This window comes from Gordonia sp. CPCC 205515 (assembly GCF_048537925.1).
GTDB lineage: Bacteria > Actinomycetota > Actinomycetes > Mycobacteriales > Mycobacteriaceae > Gordonia.
Genome location: NZ_JBCLVJ010000002.1, coordinates 237,140 through 255,734, shown reverse-complemented (window position 1 = coordinate 255,734; position 18,595 = coordinate 237,140). Strand labels below are relative to the sequence as shown.

Here is an 18,595-nt window from a genome sequence, read left to right as displayed (position 1 = left end):
AGGTGACGGTGACGGTGATCAGGCGGCGACGCGCTGGGCCAGCAGGTCGGCGAGGTGGGCGCGCATGCGGCCGAGGTCGGCCTCTCGGCCGGTGAACAGGTCGAAGGATGCGGCGGCCTGCGCGACGAGCATCTGCCCACCGTCGAGCACACGGCAGCCGGATCGTTCTGCGGCGCAGATCAGTTCGGTCCGGATCGGACGGTAGATGATGTCGGCGACCCACTGATCGGACCGCAGCGAGGCGGTGGGGATCGGGGTTCCGGGGTGACCGACCATACCGATCGGCGTCGCGTTGACGACGCCGTCGGCCGCGGCGATCACCGTCGACAGGTCGTCGACACCCGTGGCGGCGGTGGCGGTCGCCGGTACCGACTCGGCAACGCGGGCCGCCAGTTCTGCGGCCCGGCCGGGGTCGACGTCACCGATGGTCAGGTGGCCGACACCGGAGTGGGCTAAGGCGAAGGCCACCGCAGAGCCGGCACCGCCGGCGCCGACGAGCAGCACGCGGCCCGTGTCCACACCGGGGAGCCCGGTGGCCAGTGCCGTGCCGAATCCGGTGTGATCGGTGTTGTGGCCGAACAGTTTTCCGTCCTGGACCAGCACGGTGTTGACCGCCCCGAGGACGCGTGCCTCGTTGCTGAGTCCGTCGAGCGCCCCCATGATCACCTGTTTGAACGGGTGCGTCACGTTGAATCCCGAGAAGCCTTCGTCGACCTTGGCGCGCAGTGCGATTCGTGGATCGGCGTCGGCAGGGAGGTCGATGAGTTCGTAGCGGTATCCGGGCAGGGTGTGCGCCGCGGCCTCGGCGGTGTGCAGGGCCGGCGACATCGAGGTGGCGATGCCGCTGCCGATGAGGCCGATGCGAAGCTGCCGGGTGGACGTGCTCACGATGACTCCTCGAGAAGATGGGATGGGGTGCTCGACGGACGGACGCTCAGGCGACGGGTTCGACAGCGGCGGCCGGCTTCGCGGCCACGGTGTTGGAGCGGGTGCGCTTGCCGAGGTCTTCGGTACGGGTGAGGTAGGTCTCCGGTCCGGTCAGGGCCGCAGCAGCGGAGATGACGGCGAACACGAGGCACATCACCGCGACCGGCATCCAGTTGGCATGGTCACCGCCGGTGAGCATCTGGGCGATGGCCGGGGTGAAGCCGGCGGCCAGCAGACCCAGCATGAGGCTGACGGCCATGCCGGTGTAACGCACCTTGGCCGGGAACTGCTCGGGGAAGTAGGCGGGGTAGACGCCGTTGGGCATCGCGTAGAAGATGCCGATGAGCACGATGCCGGCGAAGAAGATCAGCGGCACGTTGCCGGTCCCGATGGCGTGGAAGAAGGCGAATACCATGGCGCCGGCACCGATGGCGCCGGTGACGAAGACCGGCTTGCGGCCGACGCGGTCGGCGAGCATCCCGTAGAGCGGCTGGGTGATGACGGCGACGAAGTTGGCGGCGGCGATGGCAAAGAGCATGGTGGCCTTGTGCATTCCGGCCACCTCGACGGCGTAGGCGAGAGCGAACACATTGACGATGGTGTTGATCATGGCAAAGGTGGCGCTCAGGCTGACGCGAAGCACGGTGCGCCAGTGCGACTTCAGCACGGCAGCAAGAGGAATGCCTGCGGTCTCGTCATGTTCCATGATCTCTTCGAACACCTCGGGCTCTTCGAGCCGGCGGCGCAGCCACAGCGCGACGCCCATGACGACGATCGACGACAGGAACGGGATGCGCCAGCCCCAGCTGTAGAGCGCCTCATCCGGCAGTGCGGCAACGGGAATGAACACCAGGCTGGAGATCACGATGCCGAACATGATGCCGCTCATGGTGAATGAGGTGAAGAAGGCCCGGCGCCGGTTGGGTGCGTGTTCGAGGGTCAGCGCCGACGAACCGGGCGATTCGCCGCCGGCGGACAGGCCCTGGAACAGTCGCAGGACGACGAGCAGAATCGGGGCTGCGGCGCCGATCATCGCGTAGGTCGGCAGGCAGCCGACGAGGACGGTCGACAGGCCCATGGTCATCAGGCAGGCGATCAGGGTGTTCTTGCGGCCGTAGCGGTCACCGAGGTGTCCCCACAGCACGGCCCCGAGCGGGCGGGCGACGTAGGCGACACCGAGGGTGGCGATGGACAGCAGGGTGGCGGTGCTGCTGCCGGCGAAGAACACCTTCGGGAAGACCAGCGCGGCGGCCGAACCGTAGATGAAGAAGTCGTAGTACTCGAGCGTGCTGCCCAAGAACCCGGAGACCGCGGCTCGGCGTGCGTTGACGTTCGAGCCTTCCCGGGTGGTGGTGTCTGCAACGGTCATGTCGGTCCTTTCGCCTTGCGGCTTGCCGTGTCGTGTGATGCCCCCGGGCTGCGGGAATGCCTGGTGATCGGCTTCACATCTGGTCTGACGCAATTCAGCGTGACACGACCGACTATGCAACGTCCAACACGTAATAAGTCTTAGATAATGACGAAATGCATCTAGATTGGTGTGGGTAGCACATCGTCGGCCACGTCCAGCGCGACCACGAGCGCCGGACTCGGGTCACCCTTGGGCCAGGCGATGGCGTGGTTCATCAGCACCGGGTCGCCACTGAGCTGCACGAGGACGGCACCGGGCGGGGTGAGCCCGGCCATTGTTTCCGGCATCAGCGCCACCCCGACGCCGGCCGCGACCAGCATCAGCATCATGTACGGATCGGTGATCTCCTGGACCACCCGCGGGCGGAAACCGGCATCGACACACGCCTGGAACGCGATCTCCTGCAGCGACGACCCGGCATTGGACGGCGTGGAGATGAAGTCGTCGTCGGCGAGCTCCCGCAGGTCGATCCGGGCGCGCCCGGCCAGCGGGTGGTCCGCGGGCAGCACCGCACCATACGGCTCGCGCCGGATCAGCCGAGCATTGGCCAGCGAGGTGTCGACGGGCAGTCCGACGAAGGCGAGGTCCATCGCGCCGCTGTCGATCTGTACGACCGCGTCGCGGGTCATGGTGCGCCCGACCAGGGACAGTTCGATGTCCGGGTAGCGCTGACGTAGCGCGCGGGTCAGCGGCGGCAGCGCCTGGTGGTTGAGGACACCGGTGAACCCGATCCGTAGGTGACCGTAGACGCCGCCCTCTGACGCGCGGATCGCGTGGCGTGCGGTGTCCACACCGTCGAGGACACGGTAGGCGTGCGGCAGCAGCGCATGCCCGGCCGCGGTCAGCGCGACGCTGCGGGTGTTCCGCTCGAACAGCGGGACACCGACGTCCTTCTCGAGTTTGCGGATCGTCTGACTCAACGGCGACTGCGCCATGTGCAGCCGGTCGGCCGCCCGGCCGAAGTGCAGTTCCTCGGCGACGGCGACAAACGCCTGTAGCCATCGGATCTCCATGCTGCACCCCTGGCCTTTCCACACCATCCGACATACAGTCGCGAATACACACAAACTACCAGCAATTACGCCGCTAGCGCACTTAATGAATGCGTGAATTGCTCTCAATCGTCCCGAGGAGCCCCTGCCATGCCGACCACCTATCCCCCGGACACCACCGCTTTGATCACCGGCGGCGCGAGCGGGATCGGCGCCGCCTGCGCCGCGGCGCTGGACAAGGCGGGCGTGCGGGTGATCACCGCGGACATCGCCGGCGGCGACGAGTACGTCGACGTCACCGATCCGACGACGGTCACCGCACTGCACGAGCGGATCGGCGCGGTGGACATCCTGGTCAACAGCGCGGGGGTGGTCGGGCCGTCGGCGCCGCTGACCGACGTGTCGCTCGACGAGTGGCAGCGCACCTTCCGCATCAACGTCGACGGCACGTTCTTGATGTGCCGCGAGTTCGCACCCGGCATGGTCGCGCGCGGCTGGGGACGCATCGTGAATCTCGCGTCGATCGCGGCCAAGGACGGCAACCCGAACCAGAGTGCGTACTCGGCGTCGAAGGCTGCGGTGATCGCGCTGACCAAGTCACTGGGTAAGGAACTCGCGACGACCGGCGTTCTGGCCAATGTCGTTGCCCCGGCCGCGGTCTCGACCCCGATGAACGCCACCACCGATCCCGCGATCCTCGCGCGCTCACAGCAGCTGACGCCAATGGGCCGAATGGGACGCGCCGACGAGGTCGCCGAACTCATCGCGTGGCTCTGCTCGGAGTCGGTGAGCTTCTCCACCGGCGCGGTCTACGACATCTCCGGTGGGCGGGCCAGTTACTGAGCGAATCAGATACCGACCGCGAAGCCGCGGGTAGACGCTCGGGTTCCCACCGAATGCTCGGCCTGCAAACTGAGCATCTGATTGCAGCCTGAGCATCGACCATCCGCTTCGCCAGGAATCGATCGAGGACGACTTTCGTGGAGCTGCCGGGAATTGAACCCGGCAATCACACCACCGCCAGAGGCAGTGAAAGTCAGGCAGACTCCTGATGTCGAGCCAAATACTCGATCGCGGCTCGGCGCACGACCTCACTCGTCGTCGTGTGGGTTTCCGCAGCATATCGCTCGAGGTCATCAAGTAACTGCTGAGGAAAACGCACAGCTCTGACAGGACTGACACCCTCTTCGGCACCTTTGCGAGGACGACCCATCACCAGTGTCGAACCGTCCTCCGGCGGTCCCGACGGAGTGAACTCCCCGTCCATCGCGGCCCGGGCCATTTCTTCATATTCTTCGACGCTGCGCTCCATCATCTTCACCTTTCGCCTGGGCCGACGTACGGGCGAGGGCCGGGCAGGTCATCGAACACATAGACACCTGCGGAATGCCGAAAACCTCAGCCGCGACCGACGATGTCAGCACCATCGCATGGAAAACCACCAGGTCATCTCCAGTTTCCTCGGCTAGTACTTCGATCAGTACACCAGGATCACCGATGAATCGATACACCTCCGCCTCCGGGAAACGTCTCGATTCAACCCGATACCGAACCAACGGATATTCGACCACTCCGCGCACTTCCTCCGCCGTGATGCCGTGCCACAAGGCAGAGCCGATCACAGTGATGGCCACGCAATTAACTGTAATACACATCTGTTGCCAGGCACGAGAAAACCCCCGATCCAACCGGATCGGGGGCTCTCGTTTCCGTGGAGCTGCCGGGAATTGAACCCGGGTCCTCCGTCGTGTCAGTAGGGCTTCTCCGTGTGCAGTCCGCTATGTCTCTTCTCGGATCTCCCGGTCACACGAACAAGCCGAGATGACGATCCCAGTCGCTGTTTAATGTCCCACCGATCTCCGCGACCGAGACCGGCAGTAAAGCTCCCTTAGATGATGCCGGTGACCGGGGCGGAAGCCCACCCGGACCGACAGACTAGCCGGCGCTGCTCAGGCAGCGAGGGCGTAGTCGCGCTGATTCTTATCGGCGCTTAATTGGTTGCTGCGACGCTTAACGGTGGTCTCTAGCCTGCACCGACACGCTTCCCCTACCTCGGCGCACGTAGTCGAATCCGATCAGCCCCGTGGTACACCTGCTGACTTTCAGCAAGCACTCAATCCTAACAACGACCGCCGACAAAGTCATCCTGATATCGCCCGAGGCGACCACAACGCGCCGAAGCCACTGATCAGACGATCTGCAGCAGCACCGTGTCGTCGGTGGCGACCTCCACCGTGAGTTCGCCGCCTGCGGCTTGGTATCGACGCCCGGTCCACGCGTCGACACCGGCGACCGAGTCCCCGGTCAGTCCCAGGCTTGCCAACGACACCGACATCGTGCGTGGGTGACCCGACCGGTTTGTCAGCGACACGGCCAACCCCTTGTCGCCGATCGGTCGGGACCAGATCTCGGAGTCATCGTCGACGGGCGCACCGGCACTGACCCGCTGGTCCTGATCGATCGCGAGCACCGCCGGGTTGGTCAACAGCGACCGGGTATCCGCGGACATCGCTCCGAGGTCGTTCCCGGCGATCAGCGGAGCGGCCATCATCGCCCACAGCGACATCTGGGTGCGCTGCTGCGCGGGTGTCAACGGCGGTGTCCCCGCGACGCCGACGACCAACATGTCCGGGTCGTTGAACGTACCCGGCGATACCCGAGAGGCCAGGGGTCCGACCGCGTCGATGATCTCGGTGATCCCCTGCGATCCGGACGGCCCCGCACCCGTCGACCACGCGGCCACCCCGTCGTTGGTCACCCGCGTCATGGTCGCGACGCCGCCCCAGTCGTCGACCGATCCCGGCACCGAACCGCTCACGCCGCTGTTGGGGTTGATGCTGTACACCATGGGCCGCCCGGTCGTGCGCAAGGCATCGCGCATCGTCGTGAACGCCTCGACCTGGTGATCGTGATCGGAATCGCTTGAGCACCAATCGTATTTGAGGTAGTCGACCCCCCAGCCGGCGAACGTCGACGCATCGGTGGACTCGTGTCCCCGGCTGCCGGTGGTGCCCGGGTAGGCGCCTTGGAACTGGGTGCACGTCTTGTCACTCGCACCCGAGTAGACGCCGAACTTCAGTCCGCGGTCATGCAGGTAGGTGCCCAATGCGGCCATGCCGGAAGGGAATCGGATTGGGTCGGCCTGCAGCCGACCATCGTCAGCACGGGTCGGGGCGGCCCAGCAATCGTCGACGACGACGTACCGATAGCCCGCATCACGCATGCCCGACGACACCAGCGCGTCGGCCTGCGCCCGCACCTGTTGTTCGGTGATGTTGCAGCCGAAGGTGTTCCAACTGTTCCACCCCATCGGCGGAGTCGACGGCAAGCCCGGGATCGCGGGTCCGTCACCGCCGATTCTGGCCGACTTCTCCGGTGCGCAACCGATCACCAGGGCCAGGGCAGTAACCAGTACGACGATCAGCCGCACCTTCGTCACATGCCCTTGACGCGACGCCCGACCTCTCGCTCGACTTCGCGGCGTGCCGTGCGGAGGGCCAGGTCGTGTCGTTTGTCGTGGGCTTGTTTACCGCGAGCGAGAGCGAGCTCGACCTTGACGCGGCCGTCGTTGAAGTACATCGACAACGGCACCAGTGTGAGGTTGCCGTCGCGGATCTTGCCGATCAGGTTGTCGATCTCGCGTCGGTGCAGCAACAGTTTCCGGTTGCGTCGCGGCGCATGGTTGGTCCACGACCCGTTGCCGTACTCGGCGATGTGTACCGCCCGCAGCCAGATCTCGCCGTCGTCGACGGTGGCGAATGCGTCGACGAGCGACGCCTTGCCTTCGCGCAGGCTCTTCACCTCGGTACCGAGCAACGCGACACCTGCCTCGTAGGTGTCGAGAATGGTGTAGTTGTGCCGCGCTTTGCGGTTCGTCGCAATCACCGTGCGGCCCTTCTCTTTCGCCACCTCACACCTCCTTGATCAGATTGTCGGTCACTCGCGTACATACACCCGCAGCGTCACATACGCGGTGATTCCTGACAACAGGATTCCGGCGATGATCAGCCACGGCGATACGAACAACACATCGGAAACACCGATGCGCGCGAGAATATTCACACCGTACAGATCGCGCAGAGCGTTGTCGAAGAAGAAAACCTTCGCGAGGAACAGACCACCGATCGCGAGGAACGAGCCGACCAAGGCGGCAATCACCGCCTCGAGGAGGAACGGTAACTGGGTGTACCACCGGGTGGCGCCGACCAGTCTCATGATCGACACCTCTGTGCGTCTCGTATAGGCGGCGATCTGCACGGTGTTGACGATCAGCAGGATCGCCGCGATCGCCAACACCAACGAGATCACGAAGGCCGCGTTGCGCGCCCCGTCGAGCACGCTGAATATTCGCGAGACCAACTCCCGCTGATCGAGCGCGCCGTCGACGCCCATGTCCTTGCGGTCCTTGAATTCGTCGAGCACCGCGCCGAACTGATCGGGATCGGACATGCGCACCTTCAGCGACGCGGGAATGGTGTTCTCCCGGATGTTGTCAGCGATGTCGGGGTTGTCCTTGAAGATCTCCTTGGCCTGTTCGAACGCCTCTTGCCGGGTGATGAAGGTGACCGACCCGACGCCCGGCGCGTTCTCGAGTTCGGTGCGCAACGTCGAACACGGCGCCTGCTTGCAGTTCGGGTCCGCGTCGGCGACCGCGTCGTTCATATAGAACTGCATCTCGACTCGGTCGAGGAAGATCTTCTGACTCTTGTCGGCCATCTGGATCACCAACAGTCCGCCGCCGAACATGCCCAGCGTGATCGCGGTGGTGAGGATCATCGCGATGGTCATGGTCACGTTGCGACGGAAACCGTTGAGGACCTCACGGAGAATGAAGTTCGCTCGCATGGAGTGGGTGCAGTCCTAACCGAAATGGGGGAAATCGAGTCGTCGTCGGCGGCGGCTCAGCCGATGCCGTAGACGCCCTGCGGGTCGTTGCGGACGAGGCGGCCGTTGTCGAACTCGAGGACACGCCGGCGCATCGCGTCCACGATGTGACGGTCGTGGGTGGCCATCACCACGGTGGTACCGCGGCGGTTGACGCGGTCGAGGACGTCGACGATCTCCTCGCTGGTCTCCGGGTCCAGGTTGCCGGTCGGTTCGTCGGCGAGCAGCACCAGCGGCCGGTTGGCGATCGCCCGGGCGATCGCCACGCGCTGCATCTCACCGCCGGACAACTCGTAGGGCATGCGGTCGGACTTGCCGGACAGTCCGACGTAGTCGAGCACCTCGGGGACGACCTTGCGCGTCACCGAGGGCGGCTTGCCGATCACCTCGAGCGCGAACGCGACGTTGTCGGCCACCGACTTCTGCTGCAGCAGCCGGAAGTCCTGGAACACGCAGCCGATCGACTGGCGCAGCTTGGGCACCATCCGTCCCTTCAGCGTGTTGACGTGGTACTCACCGACATACACCTGGCCCGACGTCGGCTTGTCCTCCTTGAGCAGCAACCGGAAGAAGGTCGACTTGCCGGATCCGGAGGGGCCGATGAGGAACGCGAACTCGCCCTTGTCGATGTCCAGACTCAGGTCCGACAACGCGGGTCGGCTGGATGCCTTGTACTGCATCGTGACGTTCTCCAGCTTGATCACGAGATGCCAGTGTAGCGACGACGGCTGAGAGACCCGCTCAGCGTGTTGGCGTGGTCTCGGTCGGGGTGGGTGTCGCGGGTTGACCGAATCGCGGAATCGTGACCCCGGGCAGCCCGGGCACCGTGTAGCCCGGATTCGACGTCTCGGGCGCCGGAGCCGGATTCACTCCGGTCCCATCGGTACCGGACTCTCCAGGGCTGTTTGCCTCCGAGCTCCGCGGTCGACTCACCGAGGGCAGGCTCGACGTCGGCTCCGAGGAATAGGTGTACGGCGGGGTCGTCGTGGTTGTCGTCCGGGTCGGCGCGGGTTGCTGTACCGGTGCGACGACCCCGTAATGCTGAGAGGTCCAGCCGTAGAGCGTCAGCAGTCCGAAGAACACCACCACCATGACTGCGGTGCTGGTGCGGATCCGGGTTCGGGGGATGTGGTGCCACTGGCGTTTCCGGAAGATCCCGCGATCCCGGTCACCCTTCGCGTGTTTTCCGCCCGTCGGGGGTGGATCTGCGGGGCGATCGTCATCGCCGTCGGCCGGCCGGATGTTCGGGGCGTCGTCGTCAGTCATCGTGATGCCTCCGGTCGACGGCGCGGTCGGAGCCGGATTCCTCCAGGGTCGCGGGCGGGGCCGACGCTGTCTGCACCTCGCGCCCGGCCGGAACCGTGATGCCTTCGGCAGCGAGCCGGCCGACGATGCGGATGCGCAGCGCACGGCTGATCTCGAACTGCATGCCGGGCAGGGTTCGCGCGACCATCCGCACGGTGATCGCGTCGAGCTCGAGATCGATGACGCCCAGCGGGGCGGGCGGATCGAGCAGCCGGTCGTGGAACCGCTTGTCGGCGAAGAAGTCCTTGCCGACGTCCTCGAGAACGTCGTTGACGTGGGCGATGTCGGCCTCGGACGGAATCGGGATGTCGACGACGGCCCGGGCCCAGTCCTTGGAGAGGTTGGTCGCCTTGATGATCTGTCCGTTCGGAACCGATTCCACCTCGCCGTCGCTCGTGCGGACCTTGGTGATGCGCAACGTCACGTCCTCCACGGTGCCCTCGGCGACGACCGCGCTGGTCAAGGTCAGCCGCACCACGTCGCCGTAGCCGTACTGCTTCTCGGTGACGATGAAGAAGCCGGCGAGAATGTCCTGCACCACCCGTTGCGCGCCGAAACCGAGGGCGGCACCGAGCACCGCGCCGGGGCCGACGAGGCCGCTGATCGGCACCCCGAACGCTCCGAAGATCATCAGGACGACGACGAAGATGACTGCGCAGACCAGTGCCCACCGCAACACATCGACCACGGCCCGCTGATGTTTGGCGCGCTCGGTGCGCACCAGCATGTCGCTGTCGTCGAACTCGGCGTCGATCCGCCGCGCATACCGGTGGGCGGCCCAGCCGATGAACCGAATGGTGATGGCGCCACCGAGCACCCAGAGCACTGCCTCGAGGACGTCGGTCGCGAGCCACTGGATCAGTCGATCCAAGCCGATCGTTCCGACGGGGCCGGCGGCCAGCAAGAATGGATCAGGCATCGGCTCCGGCCATGCGCCAACGGATGCCGGCCTCGATGAACTTGTCGATGTCGCCGTCGAGTACCGCGGTCGGATTGTTGCTCTCGACCTCGGTCCGCAGGTCCTTCACCATCTGGTACGGGTGCAGGACATACGACCGCATCTGGTTGCCCCAGCTGGAACCGCCGTCGCCCTTGAGGGCGTCGAGCTCGGCGCGCTCCTCCTGCTGCTTGCGCGCGAGCAGCTTGGCCTGCAGCACCCGCATCGCCGATGCCTTGTTCTGCAGCTGACTCTTCTCGTTCTGGCAGGTCACGACGATGCCGGTGGGGATGTGGGTCAGTCGCACCGCGGAGTCGGTGGTGTTCACCGACTGCCCGCCGGGCCCCGACGACCGGTAGACGTCGACCTTCAGTTCGTTCTCGTCGACGTCGATGTGGTCGGTGGTTTCCACCACCGGCAGTACCTCGACCTCGGCGAACGACGTCTGTCGTCGACCCTGGTTGTCGAAGGGGCTGATCCGCACGAGCCGGTGGGTGCCCTGTTCGACCGAGAGGGTGCCGTACATATACGGCGACTTGACCGCGAAGGTTGCGCTCTTGAGGCCCGCCTCTTCGGCGTAGGAGGTGTCGTAGACCTCGACGCCGTAGCCGTGCTGTTCGGCCCAGCGGACGTACATGCGCATCAGCATCTGCGCCCAGTCGGCGGCATCCACGCCGCCGGCGCCGGACCGGATGTTGACCAGCGCGTCGCGCTGATCGTATTCGCCGGCGAGCATCGTCTTGACCTCCATGGCCTCGACGTCGGCGCGCAGGGTGGTGCGATCGTTGTCGGCGTCGGCGAGTGCGGCCGTCTGGTCGTCACCCTCTTCGGCTTCGGCGAGTTCGTAGAGGACCGGCAGATCGTCGAGCCGCTGACGCAACTCGGTCACGCGGCGGTACTCCGACTGCGCGTGGGAGAGTTCGCTGGTGACCCGTTGCGCGTGCTCCTGGTCGTTCCACAGGTCCGGGTCGGAGGCCTGCATCTCCAGTTCCTCGATCCGGCGACGCAACTCGTCGAGGTCGAGCACCTTCTCGACCGTGGTCAGGGTGGTGTCGATGGATTCGAGATCTGCGATTACGTCGGGATGCACGGTAGTCAAGACTACCGCTGCTCAGCCGGGTGGGACCGGACCGGGCGGAATCGTGGGATCGATGGGCGGCAACTCGCCGAACCGCCACGACGAGGTGGCCTTGCCCGGCTTGTAGACGACCGGCAGATCCGCACCGATCTGCGGCCACGGATCGTTGTCGCCGAGCACGAGGGTGCCGTAGACCTCCGACGGATTGGTCTGCGGACCGTTGATGGTGCCGGAGATGGTGCAGAACCGCTCCCCCTTGGCGTCGCCCTGGTCTTGCCGATCGCTGACGCCGGTCACGGTCAGCGTCCCCTGTACGAATTGACCCGCCGACGACGCACCGAGCGGAAGCGGGCTCCGAGCACGCTGCCGCGAGATGAGCATGGCCACCAGAATCGCCGCCAGGATCGCCGCGAACGCCACTGTCATCCACATGCCCGCTACCCTACCGGTCATGTCCGTTTCCCCCGGGATGATCGACGACGACCTCGAACTCGCCCTGTCCCTCGCGGACTCGGCGGATGCGCTGACGATGGATCGGTTCGGTGCCGTCGACCTCCGCGTCGACGCCAAACCCGACCTGACACCGGTCTCCGACGCCGATCTCGCGTGCGAAACCCTCATGCGGCAACGGCTTTCGGCCCGCCGCGCCGACGACGCGGTCCTCGGTGAGGAGTTCGGCGGCGACGCCGTGCTCACCGGTCGGCAGTGGGTGATCGACCCGATCGACGGCACCAAGAACTTCGTCCGCGGCGTGCCGGTCTGGGCGACCCTCATCGCCCTGCTCGTCGACGGCGTCCCGCAGGTCGGTGTGGTGTCGGCGCCTGCGCTGCGCCGACGCTGGTGGGCCGCCGCCGGCCGCGGCGCGCACACGGTGTTCGACGGGCAGGAGATGCCGCGACGGCTGTCGGTGTCCGGGGTGGACGAGTTGTCGTCGTCGAGCCTGGCCTTCTCCAGCCTCTCCGGCTGGGCCGACCGCGGCATCCGCGACGAGTTCATCGCGCTCACCGACGAGGTGTGGCGCGTCCGCGGCTACGGCGACTTCTACAACTACTGCCTGGTCGCCGAGGGTGCGGTGGACATCGCCGCCGAACCCGAGGTGTCGCTGTGGGACCTGGCCGCCCTCGACATCCTGGTCCGCGAGGCCGGCGGCCGCTTCACTTCCCTCGAGGGCACCCCCGGCCCCGCCGGCGGCAGTGCCATCGCCACCAACGGCCTCCTCCACGACCAGGTGCTGGCCCACCTGTCCATTCGGTGAGTTCACCTCATGCACCGAACTCAGTAGCGTCGACAACGGACACCGTCGTCGACCAAGGAGCACCCATGCCCTTCCCCGCACTGACCCACGTGGCCATCACCGTGACCGATCTCGAGGCGAGTACCCGTTGGTACACAAACCTTTTCGGTGAGGCGCCGGTGCTCGACGAGGACGAGGAGTCGGGCACCTTCCATCACGCGGTCTTCGCACTCGACGGCGGCACCCTGTTCGGCCTGCACACGCACACCGGCAGTACCGCGAGCGGCGGCTTCGACGAGCACGCGACCGGCCTCGACCACGTCGCCTTCTCGATCGGCCGCGACGAACTCGAGTCCTGGACCGCCAAGCTCGACGAACTCGGCATCGCGCACTCGGGTATCAAGCACGCGCACTACGGATCGGGCATCTCCTTCCGCGACCCGGACAACATCGCGCTGGAACTCTTCGCACCGCCGGCCTGACGCCGGGCCCACACCTCACACCTGCGTCGCCGACTCCTTGTCCAGCACGACGAACTCGGTCTGGGCGTCCTTCATGTCCGAGAGCCGCCCGTAGTGGATGCCGGTGCCGGCGTCGGCGAGGATCGCCTGATGGATCGGCACCGCGACCCGCGGCGCCATGGCCCGCAGATAGTCCACCGACTCCGACAACTTCATCCACGGCGCGGCCGACGGGAGGGCGAGGACGTCGATCTTCTCGAACGGGATGTAGAACGAGTCACCGGGATGCATGAACCGGCCGGTGGTGTCCTCGGCGTCGACGACGTAGGCGACGTTGTCGATGACCGGGATCTCCGGATGGATCACCGCGTGGCGGCCGCCGGTGACCCGCGCGGTCACCGAGCCGATGTCCACTCGGCTGCCGGCGTGTGCGGCCGTCCACGGACCGGCCACGTCGTCGGCGTTGAGCTGCGCGGTGGTCTGCGGATCGGCATAGCGGACGGCGTCGGGGTTGGCGGCGACGAGGTCCGGCAGCCGCGCGACATCGCAGTGATCGGGATGCTGGTGGGTGATCAGGATCGCGTCGAGTCCGGTGAGCCCCTCGAATCCGTGCGAGAAGTTGCCGGGATCGAAGAGGATCTTGGTGCCGTCGACCTCAACCAGGACGCAGGAGTGACCGAAGTGAGTGATCTGCATGAGGTCCACTCTGCTCCCCGGCCCGACCCGAGTCACGTAACCGACGGGAAGAGTCCCCAGTCGTTGGCCGCGAACAGCAGCCGCACCAGCCCGTAACCGAACCAGACGAGGAGAACTCCGGCGGCGATCCGCCCGGTCAGTCGCGCGCCCAGCCGGTCGAGTGCCGGTCGTCCGGTGACCAGCACCCAGACCGCCACCACGGTGGCCACGAGTGCGACGGCCATGAACACCGGGCCGAACAGGTTGTAGCCGAACGCTGCCGACACATCACCGTGGGCGAAGGACACCCAACTCCGGGTCAGCCCGCACGCCGGGCACGGCAACCCGGTCATCCGGCGGAACGGGCACAGGTCGGGGCCGCCGGACATCGCCGACGGCGACAGCACCGCAGCTGCCGCCAGCACGGCGACACCTCCGATGGCGACCGACGCGGCGGTCGCGACCTCTTGTCTGGCCACGCGACCAGCGTAATCGTCTAGCCGACCACACCGGATCGGGTGTTTGCGTGACAAGGTCCTTACCGAGTAGTAAGGTCTGTTCTTACTACCGAGTAAGTTAGGTCGCTGCCTCCTGGGCACGACCCTCGCCCGACAACGAGCCCGAGAAACAAGTGGTGATCATGACATCGCAGACCGAATCACGACGCACCGAACCGCGCGACACCTCCGCCGTCGGTAAGAACAAGCATCCACGCAGCTTCATCGGCACTGCCATGCGGGTGCTGACCACCGTGACCGGCTCCGAGTTCGCCGAAAAGTATCAGATCCGCGAACCGATCAACCGGATCGCGTACCAGGCCACCAAGACCGGTTTCCAGACCCTCGGCGCCGCGAATCGCGCGTTCAAGGCAGCGCAGGGTGGTACCGGTCAGGCCAAGCGCCTGACCACCACGCCCAAGGACTACTTCAACCTCACGCCCGACGACGAACAGCAGATGATCGCCGAGACGGTCAAGGAGTTCGCCGTCGAGATCCTGCGTCCGGCCGCCCACGACGCCGACGACGCCGCAACCGCGCCGGTGGAGATCCTCAAGCGCTCCGCCGAACTCGGCATCACGATGATCAACGTCCCCGAGGATTTCGAGGGCGCGGCCTCCGAGCGTGGCGTGGTCACCAACGCGCTCGTGGCCGAGGCCATGGCCTACGGCGACATGGGCCTGGCCCTGCCGCTGCTGGCGCCGAGTGGTGTGGCGACGACGATCACCAACTTCGGCAGCGAGCGACAGCAGCGGACGTATCTGCCCGACTTCGCCGGCGAGGATGTTCCGCAGTCCGCAGTCGTCATCGCCGAGCCCAAGCCGTTGTTCGACGCCTTCAACCTCTCCACCAAGGCCACCCGGGTGCCCAGCGGCTACCGCCTCAACGGCGTGAAGTCCTTTGTGCCCGCAGCGGGTTCGGCCGAGCTGTTCATCGTCGGCGCGCAGCTCGACGGCCGGCCGGCACTGTTCATCGTCGAGTCCGACTCCAAGGGCCTGATCGTCGAGGCGGACCCGGGCATGGGCGTACGCGCCGCCGGCATGGGTCGAATCCTGTTGCAGGACGTGGCCGTTCCGCCGTCCGCCCTGCTCGGCGAGGAAGAGGGCGACGCCGCGTTGAGCACCTACCGCGACGTGGTACGCCTTTCGCGGCTCGGCTGGTCCGCGCTCGCGGCCGGTACCGCCCGCGCCGTACTCGATTATGTGATCCCCTACGTCAACGAGCGCGAAGCGTTCGGCGAGCCGATCTCCAACCGGCAGGCCGTCGCGTTCATGGTCGCCACCATTGCGACCGAGGCGGATTCGATCCGCCTGGTCACCCTCCGCGGTGCCGCCCGCGCCGAACAGGGACTCTCCTTCGCCCGCGAGGCGGCTCTGGCCCGCAAGCTCACCATCGACAAGGGCCTTCAGATCGGTTTGGACGGTGTGCAATTGCTCGGTGGACACGGCTTCACCAAGGAGCACCCGGTGGAGCGTTGGTATCGCGACCTGCGCGGCGCCGGTATCGGCGAGGGCATCGTCGTTCTCTGAGTCACTGACGAGAATCGTTGAAGGACAACTGATATGAGCATCAACCTCGAGCTCCCCAAGAAGCTGCACGTCACGATCGACCAGGCGCACCAGGCGGCCGCCGAGATCTTCCGACCGATCTCCCGCAAGTACGATCTGCGCGAGCACGACTACCCGGTCGAACTCGACACCCTGGCGAGCCTGTACGACGGCCTCTCCGAAACCGGCCAGGCCGGCGCGGGCGCCGACGCCGGCCGCTCCCGCGAGAAGACCGCCAAGCCCAAGCCGGAGGGCGCACTCATCAACGGCGGCAACATGCAGTCCGTGGTCAACGTGATGGAAACCTCCTGGGGCGATGTCGGTCTCATGCTGAGCATCCCGTTCCAGGGGCTGGGCAACTCGGCCATCGCGGCGGTGGCCACCGACGAACAGCTGGAACGATTCGGCAAGGTGTGGGCCGCCATGGCGATCACCGAACCGAGCTTCGGCTCCGACTCGGCCGCGGTCACCACCACCGCCCGCCTCGACGGCGACGAGTACGTGATCAACGGCGAGAAGATCTTCGTCACCGCCGGGTCCCGCGCCAGCCACATCGTGGTGTGGGCCACCGTCGACAAGAGCCTGGGCCGCGCGGCGATCAAGAGTTTCGTTGTGCCACGCGAACATCCGGGTGTCGAGATCGCTCGCCTCGAGCACAAGCTCGGTATCCGCGTCTCCGACACCGCGGTGATCCGCTTCGAGAACTGCCGCATCCCCAAGGACAACCTCCTCGGCTCCCCCGAGGTCGATGTCTCCAAGGGTTTCGGCGGGGTCATGCAGACCTTCGACAACACCCGGCCGCTCGTCGCGGGTATGGCCGTGGGTGTCGCCCGCGCCGCGCTGGAGGAGCTGCGTCGCATCCTTTCCGACGCCGGCATCGAGATCGACTACGATCGGCCCGCCGCCGACCAGCACGCCGCGGCCGCCGAGTTCATCCGGATGGAAGCCGATTTCGAGGCGGCCTACCTGCTGACGATGCGCGCCTGCTGGATGGCCGACAACAAGAAGCCCAACTCGCTGGAAGCCTCCATGGCCAAGGCGAAGGCCGGCCGCACGGTCACCGACGTCACCAACAAGGTGGTCGAATTGACCGGCACGCTGGGTTATTCGGAGCGACTGCTGGTGGAGAAGTGGGCCCGCGACTCGAAGATCCTGGACATCTTCGAAGGGACGCAACAGATCCAGCAGCTCATCATCGCGCGCCGCGTTCTCGACAAGAGCAGCGCCGAACTCAAGTGACCTGCGTGTCGGCGGGCACCAGCAGCAGCGGCGTCTTGCGCTTGCCGATCATCTGCTGGGCCACCGACTGCCGCAGCATCGAGTCGAGGTAGGAGAGCAATCCTCCTCGGGGACTGCCGATCACCACCATCAGCGCGGAATACCGGTCGGCGACGGTGGCCAGCAATTGCGCCGGATCACCGTGGCCGCTGTGATAGGTCCACGATGCCGCCAGACCGTCGAGGAGTTCCTTCGCCTCGGCGGTCTCACCGGTGATCGTCGCCGTCATCGCGTCACCCCAGTCAGGGGCATCCGGGTCGATCGGTGTGTCGTCGAGATCGACGACGTGCACCACGTGTACGTGTGCGGTCAACCGGTGCGCCAGGTCGACGCAGAACCGCACGGCGACCGTACTTTCCGCCGTCCGATCCCACCCGACGACGAGACTGGTCGACGGTTCCCGGCGGGACTCGGGACCGCGGACCCGTCGTCGCAGCGGGGGCGCGTCACCGTCACTGTCAACGAAATTTCCGGACATGCCAACTCCTTTCGGCCGACATCAGAGCGCCCACGCCAGTACCAGGCCCAGCGCGCAGGCTGCGACGCTGCCGAGGACCGACGCCATCGCATAGGTCAGCGCCAACCACGATCGCCGTTGCTGAGCGAGGCGCACGGTCTCGAAACTCGCGGTGCTGAAAGTTGTGTAACCGCCACAGAATCCGGTGCCGACGACGGCTTTGACGTCGGCGGGCACCGCGTGGAACATCACCAGCCCGGCAATCACGCCGAGCAGCAGCGACCCACCGATGTTGATCACCAGCGTGGCGGCGGGGAAGGTCGAGGCGCGGCGACTCTTCACCAGGCCGTCGACGATGAAACGGCCAAGCGCTCCAAGCGCTCCCGCGACCATTACCGCGATGACGATCACGACACCTCCCCCCGCCGACGGCGCAGCATTGCGCCCGAGGCCGCGATCCCCAGCCACGCACACATCACGCCGATGACCACGCTCGCCACGCCGTAGCCGATGGCCAGCGGCACGGCACCGTCACGGCCGAGCAAAGATATCTCCAGGGCGAAGCTGCTGTAGGTGGTGAACGAACCGCAGAAGCCGGTGCCGAGCAGCAGACGTGCACGCCGGCGCCACCCGGCGTCGTCGCCGAGGAGGGCGAGTCCTTCCAGCAAGAAACCGAGGATGAACGCACCCAGCAGGTTCACCAGGAAAGTGCCCCACGGCCACTCGGCGCCGACGGCGGGCAACAACTCCTCGACCCAGTAGCGCAGACCGGTGCCTGCGGCGCCACCGACCAGTACGCACGCCATGGCGGACGGCTGCCAGTGCAGCGGGCGGACGATATCGGGATCGACGGGCAGTTCGGCGTGCGCGTCCAGCGGCGCACCCTCGCCCGGTGTCGGTTCCACTCCCATG

At 66.2% G+C, this 18,595-nt stretch carries 23 protein-coding genes and 1 other RNA gene; 5 read left to right on the top strand and 19 right to left on the bottom strand.

Annotated features, from left to right (window positions below; translation table 11 throughout):
- Positions 1 to 18 precede the first annotated feature (18 nt).
- The 3 genes from AAFP30_RS01425 to AAFP30_RS01415 all read right to left on the bottom strand — a co-directional run bounded on the left by AAFP30_RS01425 (position 19) and on the right by AAFP30_RS01415 (position 3,351).
- Positions 19 to 888, bottom strand: coding sequence for a shikimate dehydrogenase (locus tag AAFP30_RS01425; protein ID WP_419228040.1), 870 nt, complete (start codon positions 886 to 888; stop codon positions 19 to 21).
- Positions 889 to 934: 46 nt separating this feature from the next.
- Positions 935 to 2,296, bottom strand: a complete 1,362-nt coding sequence (locus AAFP30_RS01420) for an MFS transporter (protein WP_419228039.1) — start codon at positions 2,294 to 2,296, stop codon at positions 935 to 937.
- 161 nt (positions 2,297 to 2,457) lie between these two features.
- A complete protein-coding gene (locus tag AAFP30_RS01415) occupies positions 2,458 to 3,351 on the bottom strand; it encodes a LysR family transcriptional regulator (protein ID WP_419228038.1) in 894 nt (297 codons plus the stop codon).
- A 129-nt stretch (positions 3,352 to 3,480) separates the two neighbouring features.
- Between AAFP30_RS01415 and AAFP30_RS01410 the strand changes: the two genes are divergently transcribed.
- Entirely contained in the window at positions 3,481 to 4,173 is a 693-nt protein-coding gene (locus AAFP30_RS01410; RefSeq protein ID WP_419228037.1) for an SDR family NAD(P)-dependent oxidoreductase, read from the top strand.
- 193 nt (positions 4,174 to 4,366) lie between these two features.
- On the opposite strand, the gene AAFP30_RS01405 is transcribed toward AAFP30_RS01410, so the two are convergent.
- The 11 genes from AAFP30_RS01405 to AAFP30_RS01355 form a co-directional block, all read right to left on the bottom strand.
- Positions 4,367 to 4,645 carry a ribbon-helix-helix domain-containing protein gene (locus tag AAFP30_RS01405; protein WP_419228036.1) on the bottom strand — a complete coding sequence of 93 codons (279 nt, stop codon included), beginning with the start codon at positions 4,643 to 4,645 and terminating at the stop codon, positions 4,367 to 4,369.
- The gene (locus AAFP30_RS01400) at positions 4,617 to 4,964 is read right to left on the bottom strand and encodes a hypothetical protein (RefSeq protein ID WP_419228035.1); all 348 of its coding nucleotides are present in this window, start codon (positions 4,962 to 4,964) and stop codon (positions 4,617 to 4,619) included. Before AAFP30_RS01400 ends, AAFP30_RS01405 begins: the two co-directional genes overlap by 29 nt.
- Positions 4,965 to 5,039: 75 nt before the next feature.
- Positions 5,040 to 5,413, bottom strand: a transfer-messenger RNA (tmRNA) gene (gene ssrA, locus AAFP30_RS01395).
- Positions 5,414 to 5,518: 105 nt separating this feature from the next.
- Entirely contained in the window at positions 5,519 to 6,751 is a 1,233-nt protein-coding gene (locus tag AAFP30_RS01390) for a glycoside hydrolase family 27 protein (RefSeq protein ID WP_419228633.1), read from the bottom strand.
- A 14-nt stretch (positions 6,752 to 6,765) separates the two neighbouring features.
- On the bottom strand, positions 6,766 to 7,239 hold the full coding sequence (gene smpB, locus AAFP30_RS01385) for an SsrA-binding protein SmpB (protein WP_419228034.1): 474 nt from the start codon (positions 7,237 to 7,239) through the stop codon (positions 6,766 to 6,768).
- Between the two features lie 27 nt (positions 7,240 to 7,266).
- The gene (gene ftsX, locus AAFP30_RS01380) at positions 7,267 to 8,175 is read right to left on the bottom strand and encodes a permease-like cell division protein FtsX (RefSeq protein ID WP_419228033.1); all 909 of its coding nucleotides are present in this window, start codon (positions 8,173 to 8,175) and stop codon (positions 7,267 to 7,269) included.
- A 56-nt stretch (positions 8,176 to 8,231) separates the two neighbouring features.
- On the bottom strand, positions 8,232 to 8,918 hold the full coding sequence (gene ftsE, locus AAFP30_RS01375; protein ID WP_419228032.1) for a cell division ATP-binding protein FtsE: 687 nt from the start codon (positions 8,916 to 8,918) through the stop codon (positions 8,232 to 8,234).
- Positions 8,919 to 8,955: 37 nt separating this feature from the next.
- Positions 8,956 to 9,480 (bottom strand): hypothetical protein, encoded by a 525-nt coding sequence (locus AAFP30_RS01370; RefSeq protein ID WP_419228031.1) that lies wholly within the window; start codon positions 9,478 to 9,480, stop codon positions 8,956 to 8,958.
- Positions 9,473 to 10,438, bottom strand: coding sequence for a mechanosensitive ion channel family protein (locus AAFP30_RS01365; RefSeq protein WP_419228030.1), 966 nt, complete (start codon positions 10,436 to 10,438; stop codon positions 9,473 to 9,475). Before AAFP30_RS01365 ends, AAFP30_RS01370 begins: the two co-directional genes overlap by 8 nt.
- Entirely contained in the window at positions 10,431 to 11,546 is a 1,116-nt protein-coding gene (gene prfB / locus AAFP30_RS01360; protein WP_419228029.1) for a peptide chain release factor 2, read from the bottom strand. Before prfB ends, AAFP30_RS01365 begins: the two co-directional genes overlap by 8 nt.
- A gap of 21 nt (positions 11,547 to 11,567) precedes the next feature.
- Entirely contained in the window at positions 11,568 to 11,966 is a 399-nt protein-coding gene (locus AAFP30_RS01355; protein WP_419228632.1) for a hypothetical protein, read from the bottom strand.
- A gap of 19 nt (positions 11,967 to 11,985) precedes the next feature.
- Here AAFP30_RS01355 and hisN point away from each other — a divergent pair, with 19 nt between their 5' ends.
- Positions 11,986 to 12,789, top strand: a complete 804-nt coding sequence (hisN, locus tag AAFP30_RS01350; RefSeq protein WP_419228028.1) for a histidinol-phosphatase — start codon at positions 11,986 to 11,988, stop codon at positions 12,787 to 12,789.
- Positions 12,790 to 12,854: 65 nt separating this feature from the next.
- Complete coding sequence (locus AAFP30_RS01345) at positions 12,855 to 13,250, top strand: VOC family protein (protein ID WP_419228027.1); 396 nt, start codon at positions 12,855 to 12,857, stop codon at positions 13,248 to 13,250.
- A 15-nt stretch (positions 13,251 to 13,265) separates the two neighbouring features.
- Here the strand turns inward: AAFP30_RS01345 and AAFP30_RS01340 are convergent, their stop codons facing one another.
- Entirely contained in the window at positions 13,266 to 13,925 is a 660-nt protein-coding gene (locus tag AAFP30_RS01340; RefSeq protein WP_419228026.1) for an MBL fold metallo-hydrolase, read from the bottom strand.
- Positions 13,926 to 13,957: 32 nt separating this feature from the next.
- The gene (locus AAFP30_RS01335; protein WP_419228025.1) at positions 13,958 to 14,383 is read right to left on the bottom strand and encodes a DUF2752 domain-containing protein; all 426 of its coding nucleotides are present in this window, start codon (positions 14,381 to 14,383) and stop codon (positions 13,958 to 13,960) included.
- A gap of 161 nt (positions 14,384 to 14,544) precedes the next feature.
- Between AAFP30_RS01335 and AAFP30_RS01330 the strand changes: the two genes are divergently transcribed.
- Both AAFP30_RS01330 and AAFP30_RS01325 read left to right on the top strand, forming a co-directional pair.
- On the top strand, positions 14,545 to 15,930 hold the full coding sequence (locus AAFP30_RS01330) for an acyl-CoA dehydrogenase family protein (protein WP_419228024.1): 1,386 nt from the start codon (positions 14,545 to 14,547) through the stop codon (positions 15,928 to 15,930).
- 33 nt (positions 15,931 to 15,963) lie between these two features.
- Positions 15,964 to 17,187 (top strand): acyl-CoA dehydrogenase family protein, encoded by a 1,224-nt coding sequence (locus AAFP30_RS01325; protein WP_419228023.1) that lies wholly within the window; start codon positions 15,964 to 15,966, stop codon positions 17,185 to 17,187.
- Here AAFP30_RS01325 and AAFP30_RS01320 read toward each other — a convergent pair.
- Genes AAFP30_RS01320 through crcB (AAFP30_RS01310) form a run of 3 tightly spaced genes read right to left on the bottom strand, consistent with a single transcriptional unit; the run spans position 17,180 to position 18,594 of the window.
- A complete protein-coding gene (locus AAFP30_RS01320) occupies positions 17,180 to 17,704 on the bottom strand; it encodes a universal stress protein (RefSeq protein ID WP_419228022.1) in 525 nt (174 codons plus the stop codon). The two genes, AAFP30_RS01325 and AAFP30_RS01320, sit on opposite strands and share 8 nt — an antisense overlap.
- Positions 17,705 to 17,725: 21 nt before the next feature.
- Positions 17,726 to 18,094 carry a fluoride efflux transporter CrcB gene (crcB, locus tag AAFP30_RS01315; protein ID WP_419228021.1) on the bottom strand — a complete coding sequence of 123 codons (369 nt, stop codon included), beginning with the start codon at positions 18,092 to 18,094 and terminating at the stop codon, positions 17,726 to 17,728.
- Positions 18,091 to 18,594: a fluoride efflux transporter CrcB gene (gene crcB, locus AAFP30_RS01310; RefSeq protein WP_419228020.1), complete on the bottom strand. Its 504-nt coding sequence runs from the start codon at positions 18,592 to 18,594 to the stop codon at positions 18,091 to 18,093. Before crcB (AAFP30_RS01310) ends, crcB (AAFP30_RS01315) begins: the two co-directional genes overlap by 4 nt.
- Position 18,595: the final 1 nt, after the last annotated feature.

What these genes read in the sequence shown, in the direction of transcription:
- AAFP30_RS01420 (WP_419228039.1), bottom strand. Translation starts at nt 2,296, where the DNA reads ATGACCGTTGCAGACACCACCACCCGGGAAGGCTCGAACGTCAACGCA.
- AAFP30_RS01330 (WP_419228024.1), top strand. Translation starts at nt 14,545, where the DNA reads ATGACATCGCAGACCGAATCACGACGCACCGAACCGCGCGACACCTCC.
- hisN (WP_419228028.1), top strand. Translation starts at nt 11,986, where the DNA reads ATGTCCGTTTCCCCCGGGATGATCGACGACGACCTCGAACTCGCCCTG.
- AAFP30_RS01370 (WP_419228031.1), bottom strand. Translation starts at nt 9,480, where the DNA reads ATGACTGACGACGACGCCCCGAACATCCGGCCGGCCGACGGCGATGAC.
- AAFP30_RS01410 (WP_419228037.1), top strand. Translation starts at nt 3,481, where the DNA reads ATGCCGACCACCTATCCCCCGGACACCACCGCTTTGATCACCGGCGGC.
- AAFP30_RS01415 (WP_419228038.1), bottom strand. Translation starts at nt 3,351, where the DNA reads ATGGAGATCCGATGGCTACAGGCGTTTGTCGCCGTCGCCGAGGAACTG.
- AAFP30_RS01320 (WP_419228022.1), bottom strand. Translation starts at nt 17,704, where the DNA reads ATGTCCGGAAATTTCGTTGACAGTGACGGTGACGCGCCCCCGCTGCGA.
- AAFP30_RS01325 (WP_419228023.1), top strand. Translation starts at nt 15,964, where the DNA reads ATGAGCATCAACCTCGAGCTCCCCAAGAAGCTGCACGTCACGATCGAC.
- ftsX (WP_419228033.1), bottom strand. Translation starts at nt 8,175, where the DNA reads ATGCGAGCGAACTTCATTCTCCGTGAGGTCCTCAACGGTTTCCGTCGC.
- AAFP30_RS01355 (WP_419228632.1), bottom strand. Translation starts at nt 11,966, where the DNA reads ATGTGGATGACAGTGGCGTTCGCGGCGATCCTGGCGGCGATTCTGGTG.
- AAFP30_RS01365 (WP_419228030.1), bottom strand. Translation starts at nt 10,438, where the DNA reads ATGCCTGATCCATTCTTGCTGGCCGCCGGCCCCGTCGGAACGATCGGC.
- AAFP30_RS01340 (WP_419228026.1), bottom strand. Translation starts at nt 13,925, where the DNA reads ATGCAGATCACTCACTTCGGTCACTCCTGCGTCCTGGTTGAGGTCGAC.
- crcB (WP_419228020.1), bottom strand. Translation starts at nt 18,594, where the DNA reads ATGGGAGTGGAACCGACACCGGGCGAGGGTGCGCCGCTGGACGCGCAC.
- AAFP30_RS01405 (WP_419228036.1), bottom strand. Translation starts at nt 4,645, where the DNA reads ATGATGGAGCGCAGCGTCGAAGAATATGAAGAAATGGCCCGGGCCGCG.
- AAFP30_RS01345 (WP_419228027.1), top strand. Translation starts at nt 12,855, where the DNA reads ATGCCCTTCCCCGCACTGACCCACGTGGCCATCACCGTGACCGATCTC.